Here is a 26,726-nt window from a genome sequence, read left to right as displayed (position 1 = left end):
ATACCATAATTTTAACCCTTCAATTTACTGCATGAAAATTACCTTGCTCATCCATTGTGCCGATCAACCGGGTATTATACGATCCGTGACCACTTTTATACACGAACAGAAGGGAAATGTCATTTACTTGGATCAACATGTGGACAAGCAGGCCGGTGTTTTTTTTATGCGTATTCAAAGTGAGTTCGATGCTGAATTGGACCTAAATGATTTTCGAAAACAATTTGGCGAACAATTGGGTAAACCTTTTCTAATGGAATGGGATATCCACACGGATGAATACCGCCCAAAAATGGCCCTTTTTGTTTCCAAATACAATCATTGTCTTTACGATCTATTGAGTCGATACAAATCGGGGGAGCTGAAGGTGGATATCCCCTTTATATTGAGCAACCATCGCGATTTGGAATATGTGGCAGAACAGTTCGACATCCCATTTTACCATGTACCGGTTACTAAAGAAACCAAAATGGAGGCTGAAGAAACCCAACTGCAATTATTGCAGCAACATGAAATAGATTTTATTGTGTTGGCACGGTACATGCAGATTGTTTCCCCTAAGATCATTGATGTATATCCCCAGAAAATCATCAACATCCACCATTCGTTTTTACCTGCCTTTGTCGGCGCCAAACCCTATCATGCGGCTTTTGAGCGCGGGGTGAAGATCATTGGTGCCACAAGCCATTATGTTACCTCGGAACTCGACGCAGGTCCCATTATTGAGCAGGATGTAACCGCTGTTTCACATATTCATTCGGTACATGATTTTATCGCAAAGGGGCGGGACTTGGAACGTTTGGTGCTATCCCGGGCCGTACAGTTGCATGTGGCTCGCAAAACCATGGTCTACAATAACAAAACGGTTATTTTTTCATAAAAAAATAGGGGCAATTGCCCCTATTTTCCTAACTACAAACCTCAAAGACCAATAGCCCTCGTAATGCTATGGATTGGTCCTGAACTCGAAAATTTCGGATTGTGAAGAGTTGCCTGCCGAATCGGAAGCAACAACTCTCCAATAGTAAATGGTGTTAGCGTTAATAGTAGTTGTATAGCTATTTGTGTTTGTTTGTCCCAGTAATGTCAAAGGCGGCGAGGTTGTATCCAAATAAACGGTAAAACTGAGGGGGTCGCCATCCAAATCACTGCTTTTCCAACTCAAGGTTATTTCACCTGCCGCAATGGCTACTCCCATGGCAGGTGTGGGATCATAAGCAGGAAATGGGGCATAATTTTGAACCCCAGGGCCTGCATTATAAAATCGCCAAGTATCGCTTTCTGCGGTTTGGTTGGTGCCATTTGCTTTGGAAACCACGGACCATGCATAGGCATTGCCGCGCAGTATATCGACAGGTAATTGGGTGTTGGTAGTGTTTAGGGTAATTTCTGACCCCAACTCCAAATCTTTCAACTTTAAGGTATAGGAATCTGTATTCTCGGAAGCGGCCCATTGAAATACTACCTGACTTTCAGTATCCGAAATGATGGCACCTTCGTTACATTCCTCATTATTGGCTGGAAAAACAAGTGTTGTAGCCACTGGTGCCGGCACTTCAGGTTGTGGGGTTGGTGTGGGATCATCCCCTCCTCCACTGCATGACACCAATAACAATGTCATGGATAAGCCCAAAAAACTATTCAAACATCTCATTGCTTTATAATTTTGAATTCATGGGAATTTGCTCCTTCAATAACCTTGACCAGATACATCCCATTTGCATAGGAAGACAGGTCAACCTCCAATTTTCCGAACACTGAAGTCTTCGTGGTCGATTTAAGCAATTTTCCATTTAGACCGTAGATTTGGACCTCCAAAGTCTCCACTGTCTCCACTCCCAAATCGATGGAGACAACATTGGTATACACCATGGGATTGGGATATGCAGAAGCCTTGTCGCTTAACTTGAACGTTTCCTCAAACAACCCTTGACACTCCTTATCGGTTGTCACCACAACCCTGTTCAAGGCTTGTTCCAACTTCAGCGTGATCGAACTTTTGTCCGTTACGTATTGTTTATTGTTCAATTGGATGGTATACCAATTCCCGCCTTCCAACTCTAAGGTCACCAGATTTGTACCTGACAGGTCGGCATATACCGATAATGGTAAAGGTTCGGAAACCACTACTGAATAACACAGTTCATACCCAGCTTGTCCGGCAACGGTAATACACAAATCATAATTTCCAGCAGCCAATCCTTCAAAAGAAGTACTGGTTGTAAATTGTTTGGACTCGTTGGTCGATCCGGTCAAACTTGCCGTATAGGATAGTGCGGCGAGGGCCGTGATTTGAATACTGCCATTATTACTGCCCCTACACGATTCACCTTCGACAAGAACGTTAAAATTATCCTCGGGCAAACTAAACACTTCACATCCATCAACATCCACGGTAGCTCCCAAAGGGGTATCGGGGCATAAATCGTTGGCATCTACCACGCCATCGGAATCCGCATCGGGCGGATTGTCGTTCGGAAACAGACTGGTTGGATTGTTGCCGAATATGCGAAATTCACCGGGTGCCAAAACCAAAGGTTCATTAACATTGGTGACGATATGTTTCAGATTGTTCGCCAAAAATTCATACCATACCCCTGTTTCCTGAAAAGCTGGATCTATGGATTGTTCCTCTACTCCAAAATTCCCAACTATGGTCACAAATCCAATACCATTTGCGTCGGCAGAGGGGTCAGTTAAATGAATGGTTTTCAATCCGTTGGAATTTGCAACATCCAAGCTAAAGTCGGCTGTTTCAAATATGGGCTCGTTTACGGCCAATTTGTTCAGATCGGACCAGGTATTGTACACGGCCTTTCGATCGGGTTGATCAAAATAGCCCCATAAAATGGGCTTGTTCCCGGTTCTACCGTTATAATCAATGGAGATATCATATCCCAATTCCCCAAATTGCCATATCATTTTGGGTCCGGGCACGGTAAAGTAAAAAGCACCCGCCAACTCCAAACGATCTAAAGCTGTCGCCAAGTCTTGTGTACTGTAATCACCAGAGGCATTTCCAAAATTTAGGTTTTTGTACATCAACCGTTCCTCATCATGGCTTTCCATATAGGATATATTGGAAGGCACTGTCCAATTTCGCTCCAAATAGGAAACCTGTGAGAAATTGGAAGAATCGTTCCAACCCATGGTCGCCTCATTGTACGGACCGTTCAGATTGTTCCAGAGCATAATGCCCTTACCTTCATCAAGTCGGTATTCTGCCCATTCGGTTTCTTCTGCTACGGTACCCAAATGCTCAAAAATCACATAAAAGTCGGGATTCACTTCCCATTGATAATCTGCATATTCTTTGAGCACAGCTACCCTATCGGCTTGATAGCTGCCTGTACAACCTTCATCTGAAGGTGTACAATTTTGGGTAAATCCTTTGGTGAGGTCCCAACGAAAACCATCCAATTTGAATTCATCCAACCAATACTGCACAGTACGTTTTACATAATCCCTGGTTGGTTGTTGGCTATGGTCAAAATCGTTGAACACACTATAGGAATGGGTGGCCACTGGATTAAAAAAGGGACTATCGTTGCTTGCCTGACCATTATAACCACCATTATCGGTATTCCACAAACGGTAATATGGATTTTGGCCGGAAGCATGGTTGTACACTACATCCAAAATAACGGCCATCCCTCTTCCATGGCATTCATCTATCAACTGTTTTAGGGCATCCGCCGTTCCATAGTATTTGTCCAAAGCCATGTGGAAAGAAGGATTATAGCCCCAACTTTCATTTCCGTCAAATTCTGAAACGGGCATCAACTCGATGGCGTTTACCCCAAGGGTCTGCAAGTAATCCAAACGGTTACGAACGGCATCAAAACTGTGCAGCTCATCAAAATCGCGGATCAACAGTTCGTAAATCACCAAATCGGTCTTGGTGGGAATAGTATAGTTTAAGTTGGTCCAACTGTATGCTGCATCCCCTGTTCGGAGTACCGTAACCGCATGGTTGGTCTGTCCGGTTGGGTAAGTGGGCAAATCAGGATACGTTATGTTGTCGATGTAGACGTCGTTGTATTCATCCAATATCAAAGTGGAATACGGGTCTGCCACGGTAATTTCCCCATCCACCACATATTGATACATATGGTTGGTTTGCGGTGTTAAACCAGTGAGCTCTATCCAAAAACGGTCTTGACCACTATCCTTTTTCAATAAATAGGTATTATCGATGGTCCAATTGTTGAAATCCCCGATCAAATGCACCACTTGCTTTCCAGGGGCATAAAATACCAAGGTGGCCTTCGTATCATCCAAAGGATCTAGATTGATTCCATCCAACATACCTACGGGAACGGGTTCTTCCACCACATCGACAACCACCATAAAATTCCGTGAAACCACATCGACCCCATTGGTAGCCTCCAACGTGTATTGGGTATTTTCTGTGATGTTGGTATGATCAAATGTGTATGTGGTGGTACCATTTGCGGAATCCAAAAGGTTTCCATTTGCCGTCAATGTGAAATCCGCAGAAAGTGATGTGGTCGCTGAAATGGATAGTGTTTGTCCGGATGTTAATAGGGTAAGGCTTTCAGTAGGGCTGTTAAGTTGCAATTGAAAACTGCCTACATCGAAAAAGAAATCGGAACAACCATTATCTTTTAATTCCTGGGAACCGGATTCATTGCGAAAAACCATTCCCATTTTGGTTGCATTTGCAGCTTGTGTTGGTGAAAGATTATAATAGGTTTCTGGCGTGAAGGTGATGCTCCACGTGCCATTTCCATTATCCGTCATCTGTCCCATACCGTCGTCCTGTCCCCAGTTTCCAACTACGGAATAACCCCATGGATCAACATCGGTACCAATTCCCGAATGCAGATATACCTTTGAAGGGGCAGTAAAACCATTACAATCCGTATCGCCGCTAGTGGCATCCACTGTAACGGTTATCGCTTCCCCCACCGAAAAGGGAAAGGGTTCAATGGTAACCTGGGCCATGGTGGTAAGGGACCAAAACATTCCCAACAAAAACAACACTTTTTTCATATCATACTTTTATGAACAAGGGGAAATGGACATGCCGTTCCCCCTTGTTTCAATCCAAAAAAAATGACTTTTACCTTATCGTGCGATAAGTGAATAGGTCGGGGAAGCCTCATCGGTAAAATCCAATGTAATGATGTAGGTTCCAGCCGTTACAGCGATATTATCGCCACCGGCATCCAACACACCATCAGCACCGGTATCACCATAGTTTATATCCCATGCCTCATTGACCCTAAACTTGATTTCCCCATCGATCAATGTTACATTTTCGGCAATCCATATTCCAGGGTTCACTTCGGTGAACATAAAATCATTGGTTGCGCCCCAATCATTGTAACCGCTACCCACAACTCCGTAAATGTTTCCGGGCTCCATAGTATAGGTGCCTGCATTGAAATCCAAGGTAATCATGTAATAACCTGCCGTTACAACAATGTTATCACCTCCATTATCCAAAGTACCATCAGCACTGGTATCACCAAAATTGGTACCCCAATCGTTGTTCAAACGGAATTTGATCTCTCCATCGATCAACTCCACGCCAACTTTAAATGTATCGGTGGTATAATCGTAGAAGAATTTGGCGTCTGGTCCTGCGCCACCCCAATCGTTATATCCGGAACCAACCACACCCCAAGTATAGGCTTCAATGGTATATGTATTGTCATTTAAGTTCAAAGTGATTTTATAATCTCCAGCTGTAACCGCAATGTTGTCGCCACCGGCATCCAAAGTTCCGTCTGCACCGGTATCCCCAAAGTTGTTGGTCCAATCGTTGTTTTCACGGAACTTGATTTCACCATCCAATAGGTTTACATAGGCCACATATACCCCATCGGTACCTGTAGTATAGAATGGAGCGTCGGCAAACGCACCCCAATCGTTATATCCAGAGCCAACAACTCCCCAAGTGGAGATTTCAGTCGCTGTTCCAGCTTCGACAGTTTTTTCCACCAAATTAATGGTCAACGCCACAACATCTGATGTTGTTGATGTGGCATCGGTTCCTTGGCCACTTCCAGCAAAGGCAGTAACCTTAAAATAAACGGTTCCCACATTATTTGGCTTTCCTGAAGAATCCGTTGTGGATGGATCATCGTCCAATTCCAAACCTGCTGCCATATCCAACAATTGATCTACGGAAACCGAGGCATTGGTCTCTGACAAAGCTCCGGAATCAAATTCGAATTCTGGATCTGCATCAAAATTTTCGGAAATGGACCCTTCCAATTGATAGGAAATTTCGGTTGGCACACCAAAATCAACGGGGTTCCAAACAAAGCGTTCAGCGATATTCGCAGACGTTTCCTTGGAAAGTAGATAGTCCGTTAAAAATTGATTTTGGAATGCTATGTTCTCCGAAGCGGGTTGCACCGTAAACTCGGGAACGAGGTCATCATTTTCACATGCTGAAAAAACGGTCAGGGCCATTACCACCCCTAAAACTCGTGCTATAAGTGTTTTTATATTTTTCATGAGAGTCGTTTTAATTAGTATCCTGGATTTTGAGTTAGATTTTCATTGGCCTCCAAGGCGGTCAATGGTATTGGAAATAAATTATAGGTATCCGGTATGGAAGTGCCGTTTAAGGTATTGCCCTTCCATGGCCATAGGTAATCGCCACCGGTAAACTTGCCAAAACGAATCAAATCGCTTCGTCTGTGTCCTTCAAAATTGAGTTCCCTTGCCCTTTCGTCCAAAATGAAATCCAAGGTAAGGTCGGCCTGTGCCACCGTAGATGCATTGGAACGGGTCCTAACCGCATTTACATAGCCTAGGGCGGTTGACATACTGGCTCCCGCGGCTCCCCTGATAGCACATTCTGCATACATCAAATAGGCATCGGCCAATCGGAACAATGGGAAATCAGTACTTGAAAAACTGGTTGGATTGGAAGCACTGTAAAAGTTAGTGTTCCTAAATTTTATGGCAGGATAACCATCCGTCCATTTTTTGTAATCTGTCATTTCGTAGCTATGGCCCTCAGTCCAGAATAGGGAGGCCCTAACATCGGTACTATTGGCCAAATCGCCATCATTGAACAATCCATACCAGGCTTTTGTAGATCGGTGGCCACTCCATCCTTCCTCAGCTCCATAATCACTAAGGGTCATGGTCTCGGTTCCCAAACTACCGTTTACAATGTAGGTAGTGTTCCCGTAACTTTGGCTGGTTTGTGCATCTGCAATAAGCGGAAAGATAATTTCATTGGACAAATTGTTATCCCCGGAAAAAATAGCAACAAAATCGGGGTCCAAAGAATAGCTCCCCTGATCTATGACCTTTGTAACATAGGTTGCGGCATCGTCAAAACGTTGTGTTCCGGTATAAACGGCCGCGTTCATATACAATTTGGCCAACAACATTCTTGCTACAGTTTTATTGGCCCTACCATATTCGTTGGTATCGGGCAACAATTCCTCTGCGGCCAACAATTCGCTTTCCACATAAGCGAACAATGTTTGTCGGTCCACTTCTGGTAGGGGGTCCGAAGCCCCATAATTCTCTTCGGTGGCCAATACGCCCTTGCCGAAACAGTCGATCAAGTAATAGTAAGCCAATGCACGAATGAAACGCACTTCACCCTGTATACCATCCTTACCTTCAAGATCGACAGCACCCAAAACCAATAGCAGGTTGTTTGCCTGTGGAATTGTATAGTAAATCCTGTTGTAGAGGTAACGGAAAAACTTGTTGTTCTCATCCCAGTTGGAAGTGGTGGTCAATTGGTCCAGACCATCATCACCCCATCTGTTTTTCATGGCATCTGCCGTAAAATCCTGAAGGTTGACGATCCCCCTTAAAAATGGGGATTCCCCAGCATCGTCGTCAATATCCGAACTACCGGGCCCGTCTGGTCCAGAAAGCGCAAAAGAAGCGTACAATCTGGACAAAATACCATTAACGGCCTGGGGGTCTTGATTCAGCAACTCGTCCAAAGTGAGCTCCACTCTTGGCTCAGTGTCCAAATCCTTGGTACATCCCTGGATAAAAACTACCAAGGGAACTATCAATAGAAATATAGCTGTTATTTTTTTCATGTTGAATATCTTAAAAGTCCACATTCACCCCAACTGTAAAGGATCGAGGCCTTGGGTAAAAATTATTGTCAATTGAATTGAAATTTTCAGGGTCTTGACCATCGTACTTGGTGATGATGAACGGATTGTTCAACGCACCGTAGAAACGCATGGAAACATTGGGCAACGCATTATCCAATCGATACCCCAAAACAATGTTCTCACATCTCAAGAAAGTGGCGTCTTCCAAGAAATAATCCGAAAAAGGCACATTACCCTGCACGTTCACAAAATTGAAATTGGCGGCACCACTGTAAAAGTCGAGCACATTGGATAGGCTGTTCGAGTTGTTCGGAATGGCCTTGTCCACCCATCCAGAGGTCAATCTTCTGGAATTGTATACCTGGCCTCCGAATTGTCCTCTAAAACTGGAGCTCAAATCAAATTTGCCATAATTAAAGTTAAAACCAAAACCGAAGGTCCAGTTCGGACGCAAGGTCTTGTAGTACCGGTCGTCGTTATCAACAACCCCATCCCCATTAAAATCGGCAAATGCACCATGAATCGGGTTGCCCTGGGCATCATACAATTGTCTGAAGACCCATGCGGAATACGGTTGGTAACCAACAGCATGATAGGCCAAACGAACCCCTGTTCCGGTTGGAAGACCCGATTCACTTGCAGTGATACGGCTTACATCCTTAAGATCGGTAACCTCGGCCCTACTGTACGAAGTGTTTCCATAAAACTCCAACTGCATTTTTTCCTGATCAATAGCCCTAACGTTCAGGTTTACCTCAAAACCTTTACTTTCAGTTTCCCCAACGTTCTTCACAAAGGAAGAGGTTAGTGCTTGACCGGGTGCCACGGGAACTGTGGCCAAAAGGTCTTTGGTCGTGCGATAGAATACATCAAACGAACCACTGATCCTATTGCCTTGCAATAATCCAAAATCCAGACCCGCGTTATAGGTTTCTGCCTTTTCCCAGGTAAGGTCCGAGTTATAAGGCCTGGCCGAAAACAAGGCATAGCCCGCCAAATACTGGCTAGTGGCAGAGCCCGCTTCGAACAAGGGAATTGAAGGGTAAAATCCAACGGCACCTGTTATATCCTGTTGGCCGGTTCTACCCCAGCCGAGTCTTAGTTTTAAATTGTTTACGACATCCACATCTTTCAAGAAACTTTCTTCCTTAACCTTCCATGCCAATGCCGCAGCAGGGAAATATCCCCATCGGTTCTCTTTGGAGAACAACGATGAAGCATCGGCCCGGAAAGACACCGTCAGCAAATATTTGTCGAAGAAATTCACATTGGTCCTTCCAAAATAAGACTGTAAGTTCAGTTCGTTGTAATACCTGTTGGTCGGGTTTTGGGGATCAATGATCAATTCCCGGATCCCCGTAGCATCATTATAGCGATATTCCTCTTTGTTGCCATCATTCTTAAAGTTTTGATAGGAATAGCCCGCCTGCACATCAAAACTGCGGATGGGTCCATCAAAATCCTTTTCGTAGGCCAAATAGGTTTCCAACGTTCTGTTTACAATATCTTGGTTTTCCCTGTAGTTTACACCAGGGTTGAATCTATAGTTGTTGGCTGGGTCTGTGGCAGTATCGTCCTGCTTGTATGTTGCCAAGGAATTGTCCAAGTAGGTTTCCCTTACTTTAGCTTTGGATGCTTCAATACCCACATTGGCCACTGCACGAAGTTCTGGCAAGAAATGCATTTTATAGTCCAGCTCCACATTAGCCAATATTTTTTGCACCTCTTCTGGTCGATAGCGTTGCATCAAAATGGCAACCGGGTTCCACTGGCCGTCCAAACGCACAAAATCACCATCCAAAACCGTATTTTGATAGTATCCGCCAAATCGATTATCGGGCGAATCATCAAAGATGGGTTTTGTAGGGTCCATGTTCACAGCTCCGCCCAAAGCACCTCCTTCATCAATGGCATTTTTTCTGGACATGATGCCTTTGGCATTAAGATCCACCTTTAGGTGATCGTCCAAAAATCTTGGCGTCAATTTCATGGAACTGGTGATACGCTCATAATTGCTCGTTTTTACTAAACCTTGACTTTCCGTATAGCCCAATGACAAACGTATTGGCACTGTTTTGAAAACACTTCCTCTTGCACTTAGGTTGTGGTCAAAAGAAATGGCAGTACGATAAATAGCATCCTGCCAATCGGTATTGTAAAGAATTCTGCCTTCAATAGCTTCGGTGTTCGGATTATCGACCGCATCGGTTGATGGGTCATCCACACCCAATAAATTGGTAAAATCAGGGTGATATTCCCGAATGAACCTTGTGAAGGACTCTCCTCCCATTACATCGATTTCCTTACCGACCCTACTTACCGTTGTATTGGAAGAGAAATTGAACTTAAATTCTCCGGTAAGTCCTTTTTTGGTGGTAATGATTATAACCCCATTGGATGCCCTTGATCCATAAATGGCCGTTGCCGATGCATCTTTCAAAATGGAAAAACTTTCCACATCGTTCGGGTTGATCAGCGTTAAAGGGTTACTGACACCTGCCGGGTTCGTGTTGTCCACCGGAATTCCGTCAATTACGATCAACGGATTGTTGTTGGCTGTAAGTGACGACCCACCCCGAATCCTAATATTCGGTGCGGAATCGGGCTGTCCACCGTTATTGGTGATCCGAACCCCTGCGGTCTTACCCGTTAACAATTGATCCGTACTTACAATGGCACCTTTGTTAAAGTCCTCCGTGGTCACCGATGATACGGAACCCGTGGCATCTTTTACAGTTGTGGTACCATAACCAATAACAACGACTTCATCCAATAAAGTGGTATCCTCGGTCAAGGTCACATTTAGCGTACTCCCAGAAACAACCACTTCCTTCGGTTGAAACCCAATGTAAGAAAACACCAAAATGTCCCCAACATTTGCCTGAAGCACATAATTCCCATCAAAATCTGTGGCTGTTCCCTGGGCAGTTCCTTTAATAACTACACTTACCCCGGGCAATGGTTCCTGGGTGGCCTCATCCGAAACCATTCCCTCTACAGTGATTTGGGCAAACTGTACCAACGGAACCAGAAACATGCACCAAAGAAGGTACATACGTCTAATTTTCATATTCTAGTTAGTTTGAGTTAATTTTTAAGATTATGTTATATTTTACTTCCCTTTGGCTAAAATATGTAAATTGACCCCTGAGTTTTTTTGACAATTGTCATGTTTGGTCACTTACAACGTTTTCAGGTTGACAAATTTTTAAGTTAACCTACAAACGCACTATATTTAAGTCATAATTCTTGAACCAATGGACGACCCCTCCAGAAACGCTGTAGTCGAATGAAACCAAAAATGACGCTTAAAAAGATTGCAACTGAACTAGGGCTTTCCATATCCACGGTTTCCAAAGCACTAAAAAACGATAAGGACATCAGTAAGGAAAATAGGGAGAAAGTGCAGGCATTTGCCAAATACTACAATTATCGACCCAACAGTATCGCCCTTAGCCTGAAGCAAAAGAAGACAAAGACCATCGGGGTCATCATCCCGGAAATCGTACATCACTTTTTCGCCAAAGTAATTTCAGGAATAGAGGAAGTAGCGAATTCCAAGGAATACAATGTGATCATAGGGGTTTCCAATGAATCCCTCGCCAAGGAAGCCATCAATATGGAGATGTTGATCGATGGTAGCATAGACGGTTTCATCGTATCCCTTTCCAAAGAAACGTTGTTGAAACAGGACTACCATCACCTCGAAGCAACACAGAACAGGAATATTCCCATTGTAATGTTCGACCGTGTTGTCGATGATATCGATTGCGACAAGATTATCATTAATGATCGCGAAGCTGGACGGATGGCGGTCCAAAAACTCATCGATATTGGTTGCAAAAAAATCCTATTGCTCACCACCATGGATTACCTGCATATCGGTAGGATGCGCACCGAAGGGTATAGGGATGCACTATTATCCAATGGTATGGCGTATGATGAAGAGTTGGTGGTTAAAATCGGTGAACTCGGCGATTCGGATGAAGAGCAACGCAATTTGGAGCACCGAATCAATCTTGTTTTTGAAAAACACCCAGATATTGATGGCATTTTCGGCGTAAACGAAATCTATGCAGTGACCGCTTTGAATGCAGCACGGCTACGAGGCCTAAAGGTACCTCAAGAACTGTCCGTAATTGGATTTTCGGATGGGATATTGTCCAAATATGCCCGTCCACATTTAACAACTGTAAGTCAACATGGAAAGGTAATCGGCAAACTGGCAGCCAAAACATTGATCGAGCGTTTGGAGAGAGATGAAGATACCCCTTTCATTACCCAATTGGTCAAAACCGAATTGATCATTCGTGATTCAACCAATAATTCCAAAATCAATTTGAACTAGATCTACACGGTCAAGAATCAAAACCAGCTGAACATACTATCCAGAAAATTGTCCCACTCTTCAAAAAAATATATATTTGAAGAATTGTTAACGCTTATATTTTACTTCCCAAAAGTAGCGCAGGTTGGCGAAAAGCCTTCTGCAATGTCGATTCAAAAAAAAGAATCACAATGTTAAAAAATATAGGCGAAGATTTGCAACAACCAAAGACATGGATTCGGTTTTCCGGTTGTTCAAATACAAATATCACTTCCAAATTCAATGATTTCATCCTAATTTTTGGATAACGTGCCTTTTAAGGGATGTTCAAAAACATTATACCATCATGAAAAAAATAACACTTTTACTCTTTCTTTTATGTGTAGGGCCAATTATGGCGCAAGTTCAAAAATTGGAACCACCTTATTGGTGGAGCGGCATGAAGGATTCCGAACTGCAATTATTGGTCTACGGGAATGCCATTAACGAGCTACAGCCCGAGTTTCCAGAAAATATCATTGTTAAAAAGGTGGAACAGGTAAGCAATCCAAATTATTTGTTCATTACCATCGATACCAAAAATGTAGAACCTGGCCCGATTACCTTCAAATTTAAAAAGGGGAAAAAAACGGTTTCAAAAATGGACTACGAGTTCAAGGAGCGAAGACCCGGCTCGGCTGAACGCAAAGGGTTCGATGCCTCCGATGTGATCTATCTATTAATGCCCGACCGATTTGCCAATGGCGACACCACCAACGATAGTCGACCCGAAACCATTGAGCAGGCCGACCGAAGTATTCAAGGAGGCAGACATGGCGGGGATATTCAGGGCATAATCGACCATTTGGACTATATTGATGAATTGGGCGCTACTACCTTGTGGAGCACCCCCATGACACTGGACAACGAAAAAACCTATTCCTATCATGGGTATGCCTGTAGCGATCTCTACCAAATAGATCCACGCTATGGTAGCAATGCCGACTTTGCGAGACTTTCCAATGCATTGCATGATCGAAACATGAAACACATTATGGATTATGTGCCCAACCACTGGGGATTGAGCAATTGGATCATCCAAGATCTTCCAGCTCAGGATTGGATCCATTACTGGGAAGGTGGGGAATATGGTTTTAAACGAAGTAATTACATCCAAACTAGTCAAATGGATCCTTATGCATCCAACTATGATGCAAAAGGCTGCATGGACGGGTGGTTCGATTATACCATGCCCGATATGAACGAGAATAATCCCATGGTCATCAATTATTTGGTCCAAAATGCCATTTGGTGGATCGAGAGTGCCGATTTGGACGGCATGCGTGTGGACACCTATCCGTATAACGACAAAGCTGGGATCACCGAATGGGTTACCCGGGTGTTACAGGAATATCCACAGCTCAATATAGTCGGGGAGATTTTTATGCACGACACCGCCCATATTGCCTATTGGCAAAAAGACAGTGCCATCGGAGCCATTCAAGGGTTCAATTCCAATTTGCCTTCAGTTATGGATTTTCCTTTGCACGATATTATCCCGCAAGTTTTCAATGAGGACCAACAAAACTGGGGCGATGGATTGTTCAAGGTGTACGATCATTTGACCAAGGATTTTCTGTATCCCAACATCAATAACCTGTTGATCATGATGGCCAACCACGATGTCAACCGTATCAACCAGGAATTTGGTGGCGATGTGGACAAATACAAATTGGCCATTACCCTTTTGGCAACTTTAAGGGGCATTCCACAAATTTATTACGGGGATGAAATTGGTATGATGGGCGAGAAAAGCAAGGGCGATGGTGATATCCGTCGTGATTTTCCAGGAGGCTGGCCCGGAGATCCGCAAAACGCCTTTAATGCCGATAACCGGACCGAATCCCAAAAGGCCTATTTTGATTACACCAAAAAATTGCTCAATTGGCGCAGGGACCAACCAGCCATACACAGGGGCAAAACATTACATTTTGCTCCCCAAAATAATATGTATGTGTACTTCCGCTACCTACCGGAAAATCCAAATGAACTTGTGATGGTGGTATTGAACAATTCACGGGAAATGCAGTCGGTTTCATTAGACCGATTTGCTGAAGGTTTGAAGGAACATACCTCGGGAACAGAGGTCATTTCAGAACGGAAGGTGGATTTAACCCAGCCGTTGCAAATTGCACCTAAAACTGCGATGGTGATCGAATTGGACTTATAAATCGCTATGACCATAATTTGCATTTGGTCCAAAAACCAAAGGTTGGGCAATACATTTGGTGGTTTCGCCGTACTTTAACAGCAACTATAAAAAAATAAACATGAAACGAATTTTGCTATGCGTATTGGTATTTCAACTTGTTGGTTGTGCCGAATTGCAACAAGTAGTGAACCAATTGCCCCAAGGAACGGGAATCGGAAACGCCGAAATTGCACAGGGACTGCGAGAGGCCTTGAACATGGGCATCGAAAAACAAGTGAACAAACTGGCCTTGGAGAATGGTTTTTTCAAAAATGAACTGGTCAAAATCTTATTGCCGCAAGAATTACAGAAGGTTGACAAAACCTTGCGCGACATTGGACTTTCCAGTTTGGCGGATGAAGGTCTTAGAATATTGAACCGTGCGGCAGAAGACGCGATTGGCGAGGCAACTCCCATATTTGTGGATGCCGTAAAGGGCATTACCTTTAATGATGCCAGACAGATTCTGTTGGGGGCCGACAATGCGGCGACGCAATATCTGGAAAGAACCACCCAGACCCAATTGTACAATAAGTTCAACCCCATTATCCAAAATTCTTTCCAAAAAGTGGGTGCGGATAAGATTTGGACGAACATCATTACCAAATACAATAGTTTGCCGTTGACCAATGATGTAAACCCCGACCTTACCGATTACACCACCAATGAAGCCTTGAAAGGGGTTTATACCATGATTGCCCTGGAAGAAAAGGAAATTAGGACAAAAGTTTCGTCCCGCACAACAGATTTGTTAAAAAAGGTGTTTGCTTTGCAAGATTAAGTTTAATTTTTTCAGAATAACGCAATAAGTCAAAAAAATTTCCGTTATTAACTCAATAAAATGAAATTATTATAACAAAATCCTAAAGTTAAATTAACCTTGAGCTGAAGGTTAAAAATGATTTTTGCAACGAGTTATCTGAGTTAGCATTTTTTTGAGTTAGTTAGTTTAAAAGCCGGTCTTCACACCGGCTTTTTTTATTGTTCCATGGGGGAATAGAGCCCGTCGAACGCAACAGATACCACTTCTCCGTCAGACAGCACCTCCCATAATTGCCGCACCTTTCCATCCTCCAAATGGGTCCATGTTATCCTGTTTTGGTACATTTTCCCATCCTTTTTGGCAAATTCATCCGAAGTCAATATCATTTGGTTTCCAATCCTGTTGCCTTTCAGTTTAAGATGTGCCCCTGCATTGTCCACCCATAATTGTTCCCATTGTTGGGTGGTAGCATTAAAGAAATTAAGACTGGTACCCGTATACCCTGTTTGGGTACTGGTCCAATTTTCATGGATTACGCAGCCATTTTCCTCCTTTCGGATAACGCTACTGCCTGCAGGGCTACCATTGTTGTAGTGGGTCACTGTCCAATTGCCTACCCAAAAATCAAAAGCGGTCTGATTTGCTGAACAACAATTGCAATCGGATTTTTGCGCGAATGTGACCGTCGTTATCAAAATGAACAACAGAAAAACAATTCTCTTCATGGCTTTTGAATTTTAGAACCTGTTGTTTTAAAGGTAAGTTAATTTTATGCCAACCCAATGTGAACGAATGTGCCGAATAGGGGGCCAATCGTTAAATTTTAGATAAAAACACCTGATTTCTAGACGTATACCCCATACACCCATAGTCCATCAGCAGGTTTTCAACGTATCTTTGATAATAACAAATCTTGTCATCATGAACAGTCAAAATTGTAGAGTAGGAACAGTGACCCCAATCACCAGTGGAAGTGAGGCCATTTCCGTTTTGGAGGTCATGTACAGGAATTTTATCGAAAAAGCTGCGGATGTTTCCCATGCCGACACACGATTGGCGGAATTCTTTAAAAGAAAGGCCCAAAATATTAAAAAGGTTTTGGAAAGTTTGGGGTAAGTAGTTTATAACTTACTAAGCTCCACTGCCATTTCCTCTTGTATTTCCTTTGCCTGCATCGCTGCCATTTCTGCAAAATCCAGTCCATTGGAAGCATAGAGTATTCCTCTTGATGAATTTACCAGTAGCCCCACATTTTTGGTGATACCGTATTTGCAAACTTCTTGCAAACTACCCCCTTGTGCCCCAACGCCAGGGACCAATAAAAAGCTTTCCGGTACAATTTCACGAATTTCCTGTAAATAGGTGGCCTTTGTTGCCCCTACCACATACATTAACCGTTCCGCTCCTTTATAGGTTTTGGAAGTTTTAAGCACTTCTTTGTACAGTTCCGTTTCCCCTACTTTTTTGGTTTGAAAATCGAACGCCCCCTGGTTGGAGGTCAATGCCAATAAGATGGTGTGCCTGTCCTCAAATTCTAAAAAAGGTTCTACGGAGTCTTTTCCCATATACGGCGCAATGGTAATGGAATCAAAATCCATGGTCTCGAAAAACGCCTTGGCATACCGTGTGGAGGTATTCCCAATGTCTCCCCTTTTGGCATCGGCAATGGTAAACATTTCCGGATGATGGGTGTTCAAATAGGCCATAGTACGCTCAAGAGACTGCCAACCCTTCAATCCATACGCCTCATAAAAGGCAATATTGGGTTTGTAGGCCACACAATAGTAGTGGGTGGCATCGATAATAGCCTTGTTGAATGCGAAAATGGGATCTTCCTCGGCTAAAAGATGTTGAGGAATCTTTTCCAGATCGGTATCCAGACCCACACAGAGAAATGATTTTTTCTTTTGGATCTGAGCTATTAACTGTTCTATTTTCATATCAAGTGGTTCTCGACTGCGCTCGAACTGACAACAATTGAATTTCGAGCACTTAGAAAATTTCCGAAGCCTCTTTCAGTTTTTCGGTATTCTCGACCAACATAAGCTCATCGATGATTTTCTGGATATCGCCGTTCATTATGTTCTGCAAATCGTAGAGCGTTAGTCCGATTCGGTGATCGGTAACCCTTCCCTGGGGATAGTTGTAGGTACGGATTTTGGCCGAACGGTCCCCGCTGCTAACCTGGGAATTCCGTTTTGCCGCATCCTCGGCTTGTTTTTTGGCCAATTCCATATCGTACAAACGGGCACGTAACACTCTAAAGGCCTTATCCTTGTTCTTGTGCTGTGATTTTTCGTCTTGGCACTGAGCCACAATTCCAGTGGGAACGTGCGTCAATCGGACTGCGGAATAGGTGGTGTTCACCGACTGTCCTCCCGGTCCGGATGAACAGAAATAATCGATACGGACATCCTTGGGATCGATCTGTACGTCAAATTCCTCAGCTTCCGGAATTACCATAACGGTGGCAGCACTGGTGTGGACCCTACCTTGGGTCTCTGTCTGCGGCACACGTTGTACACGGTGCACCCCTGCTTCAAACTTGAGGGTGCCATAAACATCTTCCCCCGAAACTTCAAAATGGATTTCCTTGTAGCCCCCGCTGGTGCCTTCACTCAAATCTATCACATTGGTCCGCCAACCTTTGGACTCACAGTATTTGGTGTACATTCGAAAAAGGTCGCCGGCAAAAATACTGGCCTCGTCCCCTCCTGTTCCGGCCCGGATTTCCATCACCACATCCTTGGCATCTTCGGGGTCTTTTGGAATCAACAAGAACTTGATTTCCTCTTCCAACTTGGGCAAGGCACTCTTGGCCTCATCCAGTTGCATTTTGGCCATTTCGAGCATCTCGGCATCACTGCCATCAGAAATAATTTCCTCTGCTTCTTTTATGTTGTTGGTCAAGCCAATGTATTCATCACGTTTTTCGGCCAGCACCTTCAGGTCTTTGTACTCCTTGTTCAACTTGATGTACCGCTGTTGATCGGCAATTACATCCGGCTGAATGATCAGGTCGGAAACCTCATCAAAACGTTGTTTTACGATATTCAGTTTATCTAGCATATACCTATCCTCCTTAGGATTGCGAATTTACGATTTTTTACTTGGATTATTTTTGAACTTGTACAGTTCAATTCCCAATAAAAGTAGTCCCTAAAGTAATGATGTATGCATTGAGGCCATCGCTCCGATCGTATTTGCTAAATCGCAGGTCGATGGTCTTTAGACCAAAGTTCAAGATGCTTGCAGACGTGAAGATATCCCGGTACTGTACTCCCATGCCATATTGATGGGCATTATAATTGGAGAGGTCGTAATCCGAAGTGTAGAACTCGTTGGTGGAAAGTGACTGTTCCTTGGGATAAAAGTAATCGGCCGCTGTTTGGGTATAATAGCGGTAAGTGGGATATAACGTAAACTTGTCCGATAACTTAAAAGGAGCCTCCAGACTTGCCGTGTGTGAGGTAATACCCCAATCGTCCCAGTAATAGCGATAATAGCTCCGCAGCACTATCAAATCGTTTAGGTAATAGTTCAATCGACCACCAAATGGGACTTTGAACCGATTATTGGGCAATTGCTCCACGTTGTCGGCCAACTGAAAATCGTCAATGAAAAAATCGGCAAAATCCGAAAAATAGACCCGTTGAAATGGTGTACTCAACAAACCGTTTTGGGATACCAGGTCCAGAAATAGTGCTCCCTGTAGCTTTTTGGTCAACACTTGTGAGAAGCTCAAGGAAAGGGAATAGGAATTTCGGGTTTCGGTATCAAATTCCGTGAAAATGGGATTGTAGGTACCCGTTCCCGTAATTCGATCATCAAAAAATCCATCTCGGAGCTCAATGGGGTAAACCGGGTTCCATTTATCCAAGAAAACCCGTCCACTCAGGGTAATCTCGGTATTTTTTTCATTGAACAAGCGCGTGTAACTGCCCCCAAATCCAATGGAGAAATAATCGTATTCCGAAGATAGATAGGCATTGGCGCTCCAAATTTTGTTTCGGTCCTCTGAGTTATGGGTATATGTAGGGTTGATGTACGCCAACAAATCTTTTCGTGATTCCCCAGATGAGGCATCAAAGGGCGAAACGGTAATACCCCCATCCAATGGGTTCACATTACTGGAAGATGCAGAAGTATAAGCCGAAAGTCCAACATCAACGGTCAACACATCATCCTCGTTCATGGGCATACGCAATACAATGGTGGAGGTAGCATCGGTGAGTTCCTCCGTACCCTCGCCACCGGTAACGGCCGCATGTACCCCATCTTGATTGTAGTAACTGAACAATAAATCGACCTCACTGGTCTCCAAAACGCGTCTTTTGTAGGAGGTATCATCTTGTTGGGCCCAAGCCGTACTTAAGGTCAAACCAAAAATAAACAATAGAATAGGCAGTTTTTTGTTCATGGAGAGGGTTACGTTGTTTTTTCTTTTTGTCGTCACTGTTCCCATATCAATTACAACCACAACCGCCTCCGGTCTTTCCACCATTGGCCCCGGACGATGCTTCCCGATAAATATGGAAATTGGTCTCGAAACGTTCACTGGCCCTCGCCCCCAATTGCATTTCCACATCGTTCAGGTAGACCTTATCGTACTCCCGAACTGCGACACACGAACTGCTGAAAATCAACAGCAACAAAAAGAAAATTGGTTTGGCCATAGTTTAAAGTTAAGGATTCGTATTGAACATAATACCTGAGCTTTTGTGAATTTTATTTTCAGCATCCACAATGATCGCTTCCACCCCATTGATTTGGTTGATCAAGTGCAGACCCACATCCCTTCCCAATATGAAAACGGCAGTTGCCAATGCATCACACACTTCGGCCTGTTTGGCAAAAATGGACACACTGCTAATTCCCGATGTTGGGTAGCCCGTTCTGGGGTCGATGATATGAGAATACTTTTTATCGTTCAGAGTAATGTATTTTTCATAATTGCCCGATGTGGCCACAGCGGATTCCACAATGGGAAGCCAACCAAAGACCCTTTCCTTGTTGAGGGGGTTGGTTATGCCCACCAGCCATTTTTCACCAGTGACCTTGGTCCCCCACGTAGTCAAATCTCCAGAGGCATTGATGATTCCTCCTTTCACGCCTTTGGACACCAACAATTTTTTTGCCCTGTCAGCGGCATACCCTTTCCCTATGGCTCCAAATCCGATCTTCATGCCTGGTTCAGGTAAATAAACTGTACTTTTTTCTGCATCAAGGATTATTTTTTGATACCCAATCTTTGCAATTGATTTTTTTATGTCGGATTCGTTGGGCATTGCTTTCATGCTGCCATCAAATTTCCAGATCTGGTCCATGGAAGCATAGGTAATATCGAAAGCACCATCGGTAAGTGCTGAAATCCTGATACTTCTTTCAATCAACCCAAAAAGCTCGGGACTTACCTTAACTGGCTTAATACCGGCATTTTTATTGATCAGGGATGTTTCGGACGACTCGTCCCAAGAGGAAATAATTTTTTCGATGCGCTGGATTTCCGAAACCGCCTCATCGATATTGATATAGCCAATTTCCTCATTTGGGGCCACCACCGTGATCTCGAACCTTGTACCCATCAATTTGAGCACCTTTTGAACGGTAATGTCCTTTTGACGCATTTGCCCATTTGCCATCAAAAAAAATAAGCTGAATAAGAGGGCAACGAATGATTTCATTTGAGGAAACTGTTCAGCTTTTTCAGGTATTTTTCAGGGGTTGTTCGGGCAACAAAACCGGTCTCGCCCAACACATGTTCATTTTTATCCAACACCACAACCATGGGAAAATAGCCCTTCGGATTGTATTTTTCAATGAGTAATTTGTTCACGGACATTTTATCCTTGGGCAATTGATTTTGTTTTTTCCGTGGAAAATCCGCATTGTACAATACGTAATGGTCGTTGGCATAGTCCTTGAACTCAGCGCTATCGAATATGTGTTTCTTCAATTTAATGCAAGGTGCACACCAATCGGAACCGGAAAACACCAATACAATTGGTTTATCTTCTGTATTCGCTTTGGCAATGGCTTCCGAAAAACTGTTCTGCCACTCTTGAGCGTGCATCGATACGGCTAAAACGAGTAAAATAAGGGTAACTAATTTCTTCATGTTGTGTTGCTTAAACTATTCGAAAATTCGAAGTATGGAACCATTGAGTTCCGTATTGTACACTTTAATAGGTTTTGCCGGAGAGTTATCCACTTGGTTTAAGGGAGACCCATTCTGGGCAAATCGGGAACCGTGCACATCACAATAAAAAATACCACCATTTTGGTTCACGAACCGTACTTGATCATAGGCTTGATGGCTGCATACCTGACTGGCAGCAATGTATTCCCCTTCCAGGTTTTTGACAATGACCACCAAATTTTTAAGAATAAAACCGCCGTTTGTAGCTAGAGGCTGCGCTTCTTGTGAAGTAAGGTCCACTGTAAAATCCACGCCGGTCGGCTCCTCGACAATGTTACCTGCCGGCTCGTCTTTTGAACAGCCTTGCAAACAGGGAAATGTTAGGGCAAAGGCAGCACCTGCTCCCAAACTTCGCAGAAATTCCTTTCTTTCCATAGCATGAGGTTTATTAGTAAGAACGAATTTCGGCAGCGAATCGTATGCTAGTATTGAAAAGTGCCGTACTCGCTTTGGATGGTCAATTGTTTACTTTCTGAAGCCTCCACCCGACCTATGATCTGGGCTTCTACACCAAAACTTTTGGATATGGCAATCAGGTCTTCTGCAATTTCCTCATTTACATAAAGCTCCATGCGGTGTCCACAATTGAAAACCTGGTACATTTCCTTCCAATCGGTACCGGACTGTTCCTGGATCAGTTTGAACAAGGGTGGCACGGGCAACATGTTATCCTTAATGATGTGAAGGTCATCCACAAAATGCAAAATCTTGGTCTGCGCCCCACCGCTGCAATGCACCATACCGTGTAGGGTATCGGTGGTGTATTTTGACAATATCCTTTTGATGATCGGCGCATAGGTACGAGTTGGGGACAAAACCAGTTTTCCAGCATCCAATGGCGCACCAGGCACTTTATCGGTCAATTTGGTGCCCCCGGAATAGACCAATTCGTCTGGTACCGCAGCGTCAAAACTTTCCGGATATTTTTCAGCCAAGTATTTGGCAAACACGTCGTGGCGGGCCGAGGTTAGGCCATTGCTGCCCATACCTCCGTTATACTCGGATTCGTAGGTGGCCTGTCCATAGGAAGCTAAACCAACAATCACATCACCTGCTTTGATGTTGGCGTTGTCAATCACATTTTTGCGCTCCATACGGGCCGTAACCGTCGAATCCACGATGATGGTACGGACCAAATCACCCACATCGGCTGTTTCCCCACCTGTGGAATGAATGGTAATGCCATGTTTTCCAAGATCGTTGATCAGTTCCTCTGTTCCGTTAATAATGGCTGAAATGACTTCTCCGGGAATCAGGTTCTTGTTTCTTCCAATGGTTGAGGACAACATGATATTATCGGTTGCCCCCACGCAAATAAGGTCATCCACGTTCATGATCAACGCATCTTGTGCGATGCCCTTCCAAACGGAAATATCACCGGTTTCCTTCCAATACATGTAGGCCAGGGAGGATTTGGTACCGGCACCATCGGCATGCATGACCAAGCAATGGTCTTCACTACCGGTGAGATAATCTGGAACAATCTTGCAAAAAGCCTTCGGAAAAAGTCCCTTATCAATATTCCTGATGGCATTGTGCACATCTTCCTTGGAGGCCGAGACCCCGCGTTGGGCGTAACGTTTACTTGCGTCGGATGACATAAAATTGGTTTGCGCAAAAATAAAGGAAAGCCTTCAATTTACAGGCATGGTTTTATCCTTTTACACCCAAGGGGTTACTTGGAGAACAACATTTCCCGATATTTGGTGAAAGGCCAAAGCTCATCGGCTATCAATTTTTCCAAGGCATCGGAATGTTCCCGAATACTTTCGAAAAAGGGTTTCACATTGTTGCAGTAGGCCTGCGCCTTTTTATTTGAATTGGACATACCGTTGGCCCTTTGCCGGGCATCAGTCATCTCATCGGTGAGTTTTTTGAGCTGCAACACATGCTCAGCTATCTGCTCCAAAATAGTCAACTGAGGGTCGGCTACTTTCTTATGGGCCGCTCCGTACACCTCTTTAAGTCCATTTATGTTGGTCAATAACATATTTTGGTATTGTAGTGCAGCAGGTATGATGTGGTTGTAGACCATTTCGCCCAACACCCTGCCTTCAATCTGGATATGGAAGATATAGGCTCCCAATTCCACTTCTTGGTGTGCCTTGAGCTCTACTTCACTCATAACGCCCATCTCCTTGAACAAATCGATACTTTCCTTATTGGTAAGCACCTGCAAGGCTTCAGGGGTGTTTTTATTGATACTCAACTTGCGTCTTCGGGCCTCTTCTTGCCATTCCATGCCATAACCATCTCCTTCAAAACGGATGCGCTTGGAGGTTTTGATGTATTCCCGTAACACGTTGAACACGGCCTCGTCCTTCTTCAATTTTTTCTTATCGATCAACGCATCCACCTCCTTCTTAAAGTCGGTGAGCTGTTTGGCCACAATGGTGTTGAGGATGGTCATGGGTTTGGCGCAGTTCATTTTGGAACCTACGCCCCGCATCTCAAATTTATTCCCCGTGAAGGCAAATGGCGAAGTACGGTTACGGTCTGTATTGTCCAACAAGATCTCGGGTATCTTGCCGACCACGTTCAACTTCAATTCTGTTTTTTCCTCGGGAGACAATTTTCCTTTGGAAACGCCTTCCAACTCATCCAATACATTGTTCAATTGTTTACCGATGAAAATGGAAATGATGGGCGGCGGGGCCTCATTGGCGCCCAAGCGATGGTCGTTGCTTGCCGATGCAATGGAAGACCTCAAGAGTTCCTCATAGGTATCCACCGCTTTGATCGTATTCACAAAAAAGGCAAGGAACTGTAGGTTTTTCATGGGTGTTGTTCCCGGACTGAGCAGATTGACCCCTGTATCGGTAGCCAAGGACCAGTTGTTGTGCTTACCCGACCCGTTGATGCCCGCAAAGGGTTTTTCGTGAAACAACACGGAAAATTGGTGACGGTCGGCAATTTCTTCCATTACATCCATCAACAACAAATTATGGTCCACGGATAGATTGGCTTCCTCAAAAACAGGCGCCAATTCAAATTGGTTGGGGGCCACCTCGTTATGTCGGGTCTTTACCGGAATGCCCAGTTTGGTACATTCCTTTTCCAGGTCGCTCATAAAACTAAGCACCCTGGGGGGAATCACACCAAAATAATGGTCGTCCAACTGTTGGCCTTTGGCGGAAAAACTACCGACCAAGGTCCTTCCCGTGGTAGTAAGGTCAAATCGGGATTTGGCCAAGGCTTTGTCCACCAAAAAGTATTCCTGCTCCCACCCCAGAGTTGCATGTACTTTTCGCACATTTTTATCGAAATATTGGGCCACATCGGTAGCGGCTTGGTCCACTGCATTGAGTGCTCTCAGCAATGGGGCTTTATTGTCCAAGGCCTCTCCCGTGTACGCCACAAATATGGTGGGGATACACAAGGTAGTTTTATAGATGAATGCCGGCGAAGTGGGATCCCAAGCGGTATAGCCACGTGCCTCAAAAGTATTTCGTATACCCCCACTTGGAAAACTGGAAGCATCCGGTTCCTGTTGTACCAATTGGGCACCGCCGAATTTTTCCATGGCCCTGCCATCGGAAAGGATGTCGAAAAAAGCATCGTGCTTTTCGGCCGTGGCACCGGTTAGGGGCTGAAACCAGTGGGTATAGTGTGTCGCGCCCATGGAGAGGGCCCATGCCTTCATTCCTTCGGCAACCTGATCTGCTATTTTGCGATCGATCTTACTGCCTTGAAAAATGGCGGATTTTACATTGTCAAAAGCCTCCCTGGTTAAAAATTGCAGCATCTTTTCTTCATCGAAGACATTCTTGGCAAAGAGTTCGGAGCGCTTTCCTGTTTCACTGATCGGGGTGGGCTTCCTTTTACGGCTTTCGGCCAAGGCCTGGAATCTCATTTTTGGCATTTCAATCGAATTTAATTTTCAAATCTACGATTAACAATTTAATAATATAAGCTGAAAAAATTACTTTTTTTTCATTCCTCCCCAATTAAAACAGGGGTAATATAAATTTTGTCGGATATTTTGTGATTTTACCCCCTCAAAACATAGGCAATTAAATGAAAAAGTTATTTTTGTCCTTCAAATTATTGAGAACAATTAACTACCAGCATTATGAGCAAAGCTAAATTAGAGTATATCTGGTTGGACGGTTATTCACCTACCGCCAATATGAGGAGTAAAACAAAGATCGAAGACAATTTTAGCGGGAAATTGGAAGATTGCCCCATTTGGTCTTTTGATGGAAGTTCTACACAACAAGCAGAAGGCGGTTCTTCGGATTGTCTGTTGAAACCAGTGGCCATTTTTCCAGATCCTGCACGAATCAACGGGTATTTGGTAATGTCCGAGGTTTTGAATCCAGATGGAACACCTCACGAAACCAACTCTAGGGCAACAATCGACGATGAAAATGATGATTTCTGGTTCGGGTTTGAACAAGAATATTTCATTATGGACACCAGAACGCAATTGCCTCTTGGTTTCCCAATAAACGGATATCCAGGCCCTCAAGGTCTATACTATTGCTCTGTTGGTGGTAAAAACACCCACGGCAGGGAATTGGTGGAACGCCATGCCGACCTTTGTCTTGAAGCAGGCATCAATTTTGAAGGAATCAACCAAGAAGTGGCTTGTGGCCAGTGGGAATTCCAAATCTTCGCGAAAGGTGGTAAAACGGCCGGTGACCAAGTTTGGGTGGCCCGTTACCTTTTGGATCGTTTGACCGAGGATTACGGTTATTATATTGAATACCACCCAAAACCCATCAAAGGGGATTGGAATGGTTCCGGTATGCACGCCAACTTCTCCAACACCACATTGAGAACCTGTGGTTCCAAAGAAGTATACGAGAAAATCTGTGAAGCTTTCCGTCCAGTTACTGATGAGCACATTGCCGTTTACGGTGAGTTCAACGACCAACGTTTGACCGGTAAGCACGAAACAGCTTCCATCCATGACTTTAGCTACGGTGTATCCGATAGGGGTGCTTCCATTAGGATTCCTATCATGACCGTTGAAAAAGGATGGAAAGGTTGGTTGGAAGACAGGAGACCTGCCTCCAATGCCGATCCATACAAAGTAGCGTCCAGAATTATCAAAACGGTTAAATCCGCAGACGTTTAGGAAGCCAATAAATTAGTTGTTGATTATAGATAAGAACCGTCCCTAT

21 protein-coding genes are annotated in these 26,726 nt (G+C 44.1%); 6 read left to right on the top strand and 15 right to left on the bottom strand.

Annotation, left to right across the window (positions count from 1 at the left end):
- Positions 1-31 precede the first annotated feature (31 nt).
- Positions 32-880, top strand: a complete 849-nt coding sequence (gene purU / locus EO131_RS15780; protein ID WP_127024445.1) for a formyltetrahydrofolate deformylase — start codon at positions 32-34, stop codon at positions 878-880.
- Positions 881-946: 66 nt separating this feature from the next.
- On the opposite strand, the gene EO131_RS15775 is transcribed toward purU, so the two are convergent.
- The 5 genes from EO131_RS15775 to EO131_RS15755 form a co-directional block, all read right to left on the bottom strand.
- Positions 947-1,654, bottom strand: a complete 708-nt coding sequence (locus tag EO131_RS15775; RefSeq protein WP_127024442.1) for a fibronectin type III domain-containing protein — start codon at positions 1,652-1,654, stop codon at positions 947-949.
- The gene (locus EO131_RS15770; RefSeq protein WP_127024437.1) at positions 1,651-5,016 is read right to left on the bottom strand and encodes an alpha-amylase family glycosyl hydrolase; all 3,366 of its coding nucleotides are present in this window, start codon (positions 5,014-5,016) and stop codon (positions 1,651-1,653) included. The genes EO131_RS15775 and EO131_RS15770 overlap by 4 nt, the downstream gene beginning before the upstream one ends.
- A gap of 75 nt (positions 5,017-5,091) precedes the next feature.
- Positions 5,092-6,492, bottom strand: coding sequence for a SusF/SusE family carbohydrate-binding protein (locus EO131_RS15765; RefSeq protein WP_127024436.1), 1,401 nt, complete (start codon positions 6,490-6,492; stop codon positions 5,092-5,094).
- 14 nt (positions 6,493-6,506) lie between these two features.
- Positions 6,507-8,057, bottom strand: a complete 1,551-nt coding sequence (locus tag EO131_RS15760) for a RagB/SusD family nutrient uptake outer membrane protein (protein WP_127024433.1) — start codon at positions 8,055-8,057, stop codon at positions 6,507-6,509.
- Between the two features lie 10 nt (positions 8,058-8,067).
- Positions 8,068-11,148, bottom strand: a complete 3,081-nt coding sequence (locus EO131_RS15755) for a SusC/RagA family TonB-linked outer membrane protein (protein ID WP_127024430.1) — start codon at positions 11,146-11,148, stop codon at positions 8,068-8,070.
- A gap of 219 nt (positions 11,149-11,367) precedes the next feature.
- On the opposite strand from EO131_RS15755, the gene EO131_RS15750 reads away from it, so the two are divergent.
- The 3 genes from EO131_RS15750 to EO131_RS15740 all read left to right on the top strand — a co-directional run bounded on the left by EO131_RS15750 (position 11,368) and on the right by EO131_RS15740 (position 15,416).
- Complete coding sequence (locus EO131_RS15750) at positions 11,368-12,426, top strand: LacI family DNA-binding transcriptional regulator (protein ID WP_127024427.1); 1,059 nt, start codon at positions 11,368-11,370, stop codon at positions 12,424-12,426.
- Between the two features lie 325 nt (positions 12,427-12,751).
- A complete protein-coding gene (locus EO131_RS15745) occupies positions 12,752-14,614 on the top strand; it encodes an alpha-amylase family glycosyl hydrolase (protein WP_127024424.1) in 1,863 nt (620 codons plus the stop codon).
- A gap of 100 nt (positions 14,615-14,714) precedes the next feature.
- Positions 14,715-15,416 carry a DUF4197 domain-containing protein gene (locus EO131_RS15740; RefSeq protein ID WP_127024421.1) on the top strand — a complete coding sequence of 234 codons (702 nt, stop codon included), beginning with the start codon at positions 14,715-14,717 and terminating at the stop codon, positions 15,414-15,416.
- Between the two features lie 197 nt (positions 15,417-15,613).
- On the opposite strand, the gene EO131_RS15735 is transcribed toward EO131_RS15740, so the two are convergent.
- Positions 15,614-16,123 (bottom strand): hypothetical protein, encoded by a 510-nt coding sequence (locus EO131_RS15735; protein ID WP_127024417.1) that lies wholly within the window; start codon positions 16,121-16,123, stop codon positions 15,614-15,616.
- Positions 16,124-16,319: 196 nt separating this feature from the next.
- Here EO131_RS15735 and EO131_RS15730 point away from each other — a divergent pair, with 196 nt between their 5' ends.
- On the top strand, positions 16,320-16,514 hold the full coding sequence (locus EO131_RS15730) for a hypothetical protein (protein ID WP_127024414.1): 195 nt from the start codon (positions 16,320-16,322) through the stop codon (positions 16,512-16,514).
- 5 nt (positions 16,515-16,519) lie between these two features.
- On the opposite strand, the gene pyrF is transcribed toward EO131_RS15730, so the two are convergent.
- From pyrF to EO131_RS15685, 9 genes are all read right to left on the bottom strand, one after another.
- Positions 16,520-17,338 (bottom strand): orotidine-5'-phosphate decarboxylase, encoded by an 819-nt coding sequence (pyrF, locus tag EO131_RS15725; RefSeq protein WP_127024411.1) that lies wholly within the window; start codon positions 17,336-17,338, stop codon positions 16,520-16,522.
- Positions 17,339-17,390: 52 nt separating this feature from the next.
- A complete protein-coding gene (gene prfA, locus EO131_RS15720; protein WP_127024408.1) occupies positions 17,391-18,467 on the bottom strand; it encodes a peptide chain release factor 1 in 1,077 nt (358 codons plus the stop codon).
- Between the two features lie 67 nt (positions 18,468-18,534).
- The gene (locus EO131_RS15715) at positions 18,535-19,818 is read right to left on the bottom strand and encodes a DUF3570 domain-containing protein (protein WP_127024405.1); all 1,284 of its coding nucleotides are present in this window, start codon (positions 19,816-19,818) and stop codon (positions 18,535-18,537) included.
- A 46-nt stretch (positions 19,819-19,864) separates the two neighbouring features.
- The gene (locus EO131_RS15710; RefSeq protein ID WP_127024402.1) at positions 19,865-20,074 is read right to left on the bottom strand and encodes a DUF4266 domain-containing protein; all 210 of its coding nucleotides are present in this window, start codon (positions 20,072-20,074) and stop codon (positions 19,865-19,867) included.
- A gap of 9 nt (positions 20,075-20,083) precedes the next feature.
- On the bottom strand, positions 20,084-21,082 hold the full coding sequence (locus tag EO131_RS15705) for an FAD:protein FMN transferase (protein WP_127024399.1): 999 nt from the start codon (positions 21,080-21,082) through the stop codon (positions 20,084-20,086).
- Positions 21,079-21,516, bottom strand: a complete 438-nt coding sequence (locus tag EO131_RS15700) for a thioredoxin family protein (protein ID WP_127024396.1) — start codon at positions 21,514-21,516, stop codon at positions 21,079-21,081. The genes EO131_RS15705 and EO131_RS15700 overlap by 4 nt, the downstream gene beginning before the upstream one ends.
- A gap of 15 nt (positions 21,517-21,531) precedes the next feature.
- Positions 21,532-21,972: a QcrA and Rieske domain-containing protein gene (locus tag EO131_RS15695; RefSeq protein ID WP_127024393.1), complete on the bottom strand. Its 441-nt coding sequence runs from the start codon at positions 21,970-21,972 to the stop codon at positions 21,532-21,534.
- Between the two features lie 47 nt (positions 21,973-22,019).
- Complete coding sequence (locus EO131_RS15690; RefSeq protein WP_127024390.1) at positions 22,020-23,198, bottom strand: AIR synthase related protein; 1,179 nt, start codon at positions 23,196-23,198, stop codon at positions 22,020-22,022.
- A gap of 74 nt (positions 23,199-23,272) precedes the next feature.
- The gene (locus tag EO131_RS15685) at positions 23,273-25,459 is read right to left on the bottom strand and encodes a glutamine synthetase III family protein (RefSeq protein ID WP_127024387.1); all 2,187 of its coding nucleotides are present in this window, start codon (positions 25,457-25,459) and stop codon (positions 23,273-23,275) included.
- A 210-nt stretch (positions 25,460-25,669) separates the two neighbouring features.
- Here EO131_RS15685 and EO131_RS15680 point away from each other — a divergent pair, with 210 nt between their 5' ends.
- On the top strand, positions 25,670-26,680 hold the full coding sequence (locus EO131_RS15680) for a glutamine synthetase beta-grasp domain-containing protein (RefSeq protein WP_127024385.1): 1,011 nt from the start codon (positions 25,670-25,672) through the stop codon (positions 26,678-26,680).
- The last annotated feature ends 46 nt before the right edge of the window (positions 26,681-26,726 follow it).

The organism is Flagellimonas beolgyonensis, from assembly GCF_003992615.1.
GTDB classification, from domain to species: domain Bacteria; phylum Bacteroidota; class Bacteroidia; order Flavobacteriales; family Flavobacteriaceae; genus Flagellimonas; species Flagellimonas beolgyonensis.
The sequence above is the reverse complement of the archived record's forward strand: the minus strand, read 5'-3'. Positions and strand labels throughout refer to the sequence as shown.

Coding starts and splice junctions, on each gene's coding strand:
- EO131_RS15730 (WP_127024414.1), top strand. CDS start 16,320: ATGAACAGTCAAAATTGTAGAGTAGGAACAGTGACCCCAATCACCAGT.
- EO131_RS15735 (WP_127024417.1), bottom strand. CDS start 16,123: ATGAAGAGAATTGTTTTTCTGTTGTTCATTTTGATAACGACGGTCACA.
- EO131_RS15705 (WP_127024399.1), bottom strand. CDS start 21,082: ATGAAATCATTCGTTGCCCTCTTATTCAGCTTATTTTTTTTGATGGCA.
- EO131_RS15685 (WP_127024387.1), bottom strand. CDS start 25,459: ATGCCAAAAATGAGATTCCAGGCCTTGGCCGAAAGCCGTAAAAGGAAG.
- EO131_RS15700 (WP_127024396.1), bottom strand. CDS start 21,516: ATGAAGAAATTAGTTACCCTTATTTTACTCGTTTTAGCCGTATCGATG.
- EO131_RS15765 (WP_127024436.1), bottom strand. CDS start 6,492: ATGAAAAATATAAAAACACTTATAGCACGAGTTTTAGGGGTGGTAATG.
- EO131_RS15745 (WP_127024424.1), top strand. CDS start 12,752: ATGAAAAAAATAACACTTTTACTCTTTCTTTTATGTGTAGGGCCAATT.
- prfA (WP_127024408.1), bottom strand. CDS start 18,467: ATGCTAGATAAACTGAATATCGTAAAACAACGTTTTGATGAGGTTTCC.
- EO131_RS15760 (WP_127024433.1), bottom strand. CDS start 8,057: ATGAAAAAAATAACAGCTATATTTCTATTGATAGTTCCCTTGGTAGTT.
- EO131_RS15715 (WP_127024405.1), bottom strand. CDS start 19,818: ATGAACAAAAAACTGCCTATTCTATTGTTTATTTTTGGTTTGACCTTA.
- pyrF (WP_127024411.1), bottom strand. CDS start 17,338: ATGAAAATAGAACAGTTAATAGCTCAGATCCAAAAGAAAAAATCATTT.
- EO131_RS15755 (WP_127024430.1), bottom strand. CDS start 11,148: ATGAAAATTAGACGTATGTACCTTCTTTGGTGCATGTTTCTGGTTCCG.
- EO131_RS15680 (WP_127024385.1), top strand. CDS start 25,670: ATGAGCAAAGCTAAATTAGAGTATATCTGGTTGGACGGTTATTCACCT.
- purU (WP_127024445.1), top strand. CDS start 32: ATGAAAATTACCTTGCTCATCCATTGTGCCGATCAACCGGGTATTATA.
- EO131_RS15750 (WP_127024427.1), top strand. CDS start 11,368: ATGAAACCAAAAATGACGCTTAAAAAGATTGCAACTGAACTAGGGCTT.
- EO131_RS15740 (WP_127024421.1), top strand. CDS start 14,715: ATGAAACGAATTTTGCTATGCGTATTGGTATTTCAACTTGTTGGTTGT.
- EO131_RS15695 (WP_127024393.1), bottom strand. CDS start 21,972: ATGGAAAGAAAGGAATTTCTGCGAAGTTTGGGAGCAGGTGCTGCCTTT.
- EO131_RS15710 (WP_127024402.1), bottom strand. CDS start 20,074: ATGGCCAAACCAATTTTCTTTTTGTTGCTGTTGATTTTCAGCAGTTCG.
- EO131_RS15775 (WP_127024442.1), bottom strand. CDS start 1,654: ATGAGATGTTTGAATAGTTTTTTGGGCTTATCCATGACATTGTTATTG.
- EO131_RS15690 (WP_127024390.1), bottom strand. CDS start 23,198: ATGTCATCCGACGCAAGTAAACGTTACGCCCAACGCGGGGTCTCGGCC.
- EO131_RS15770 (WP_127024437.1), bottom strand. CDS start 5,016: ATGAAAAAAGTGTTGTTTTTGTTGGGAATGTTTTGGTCCCTTACCACC.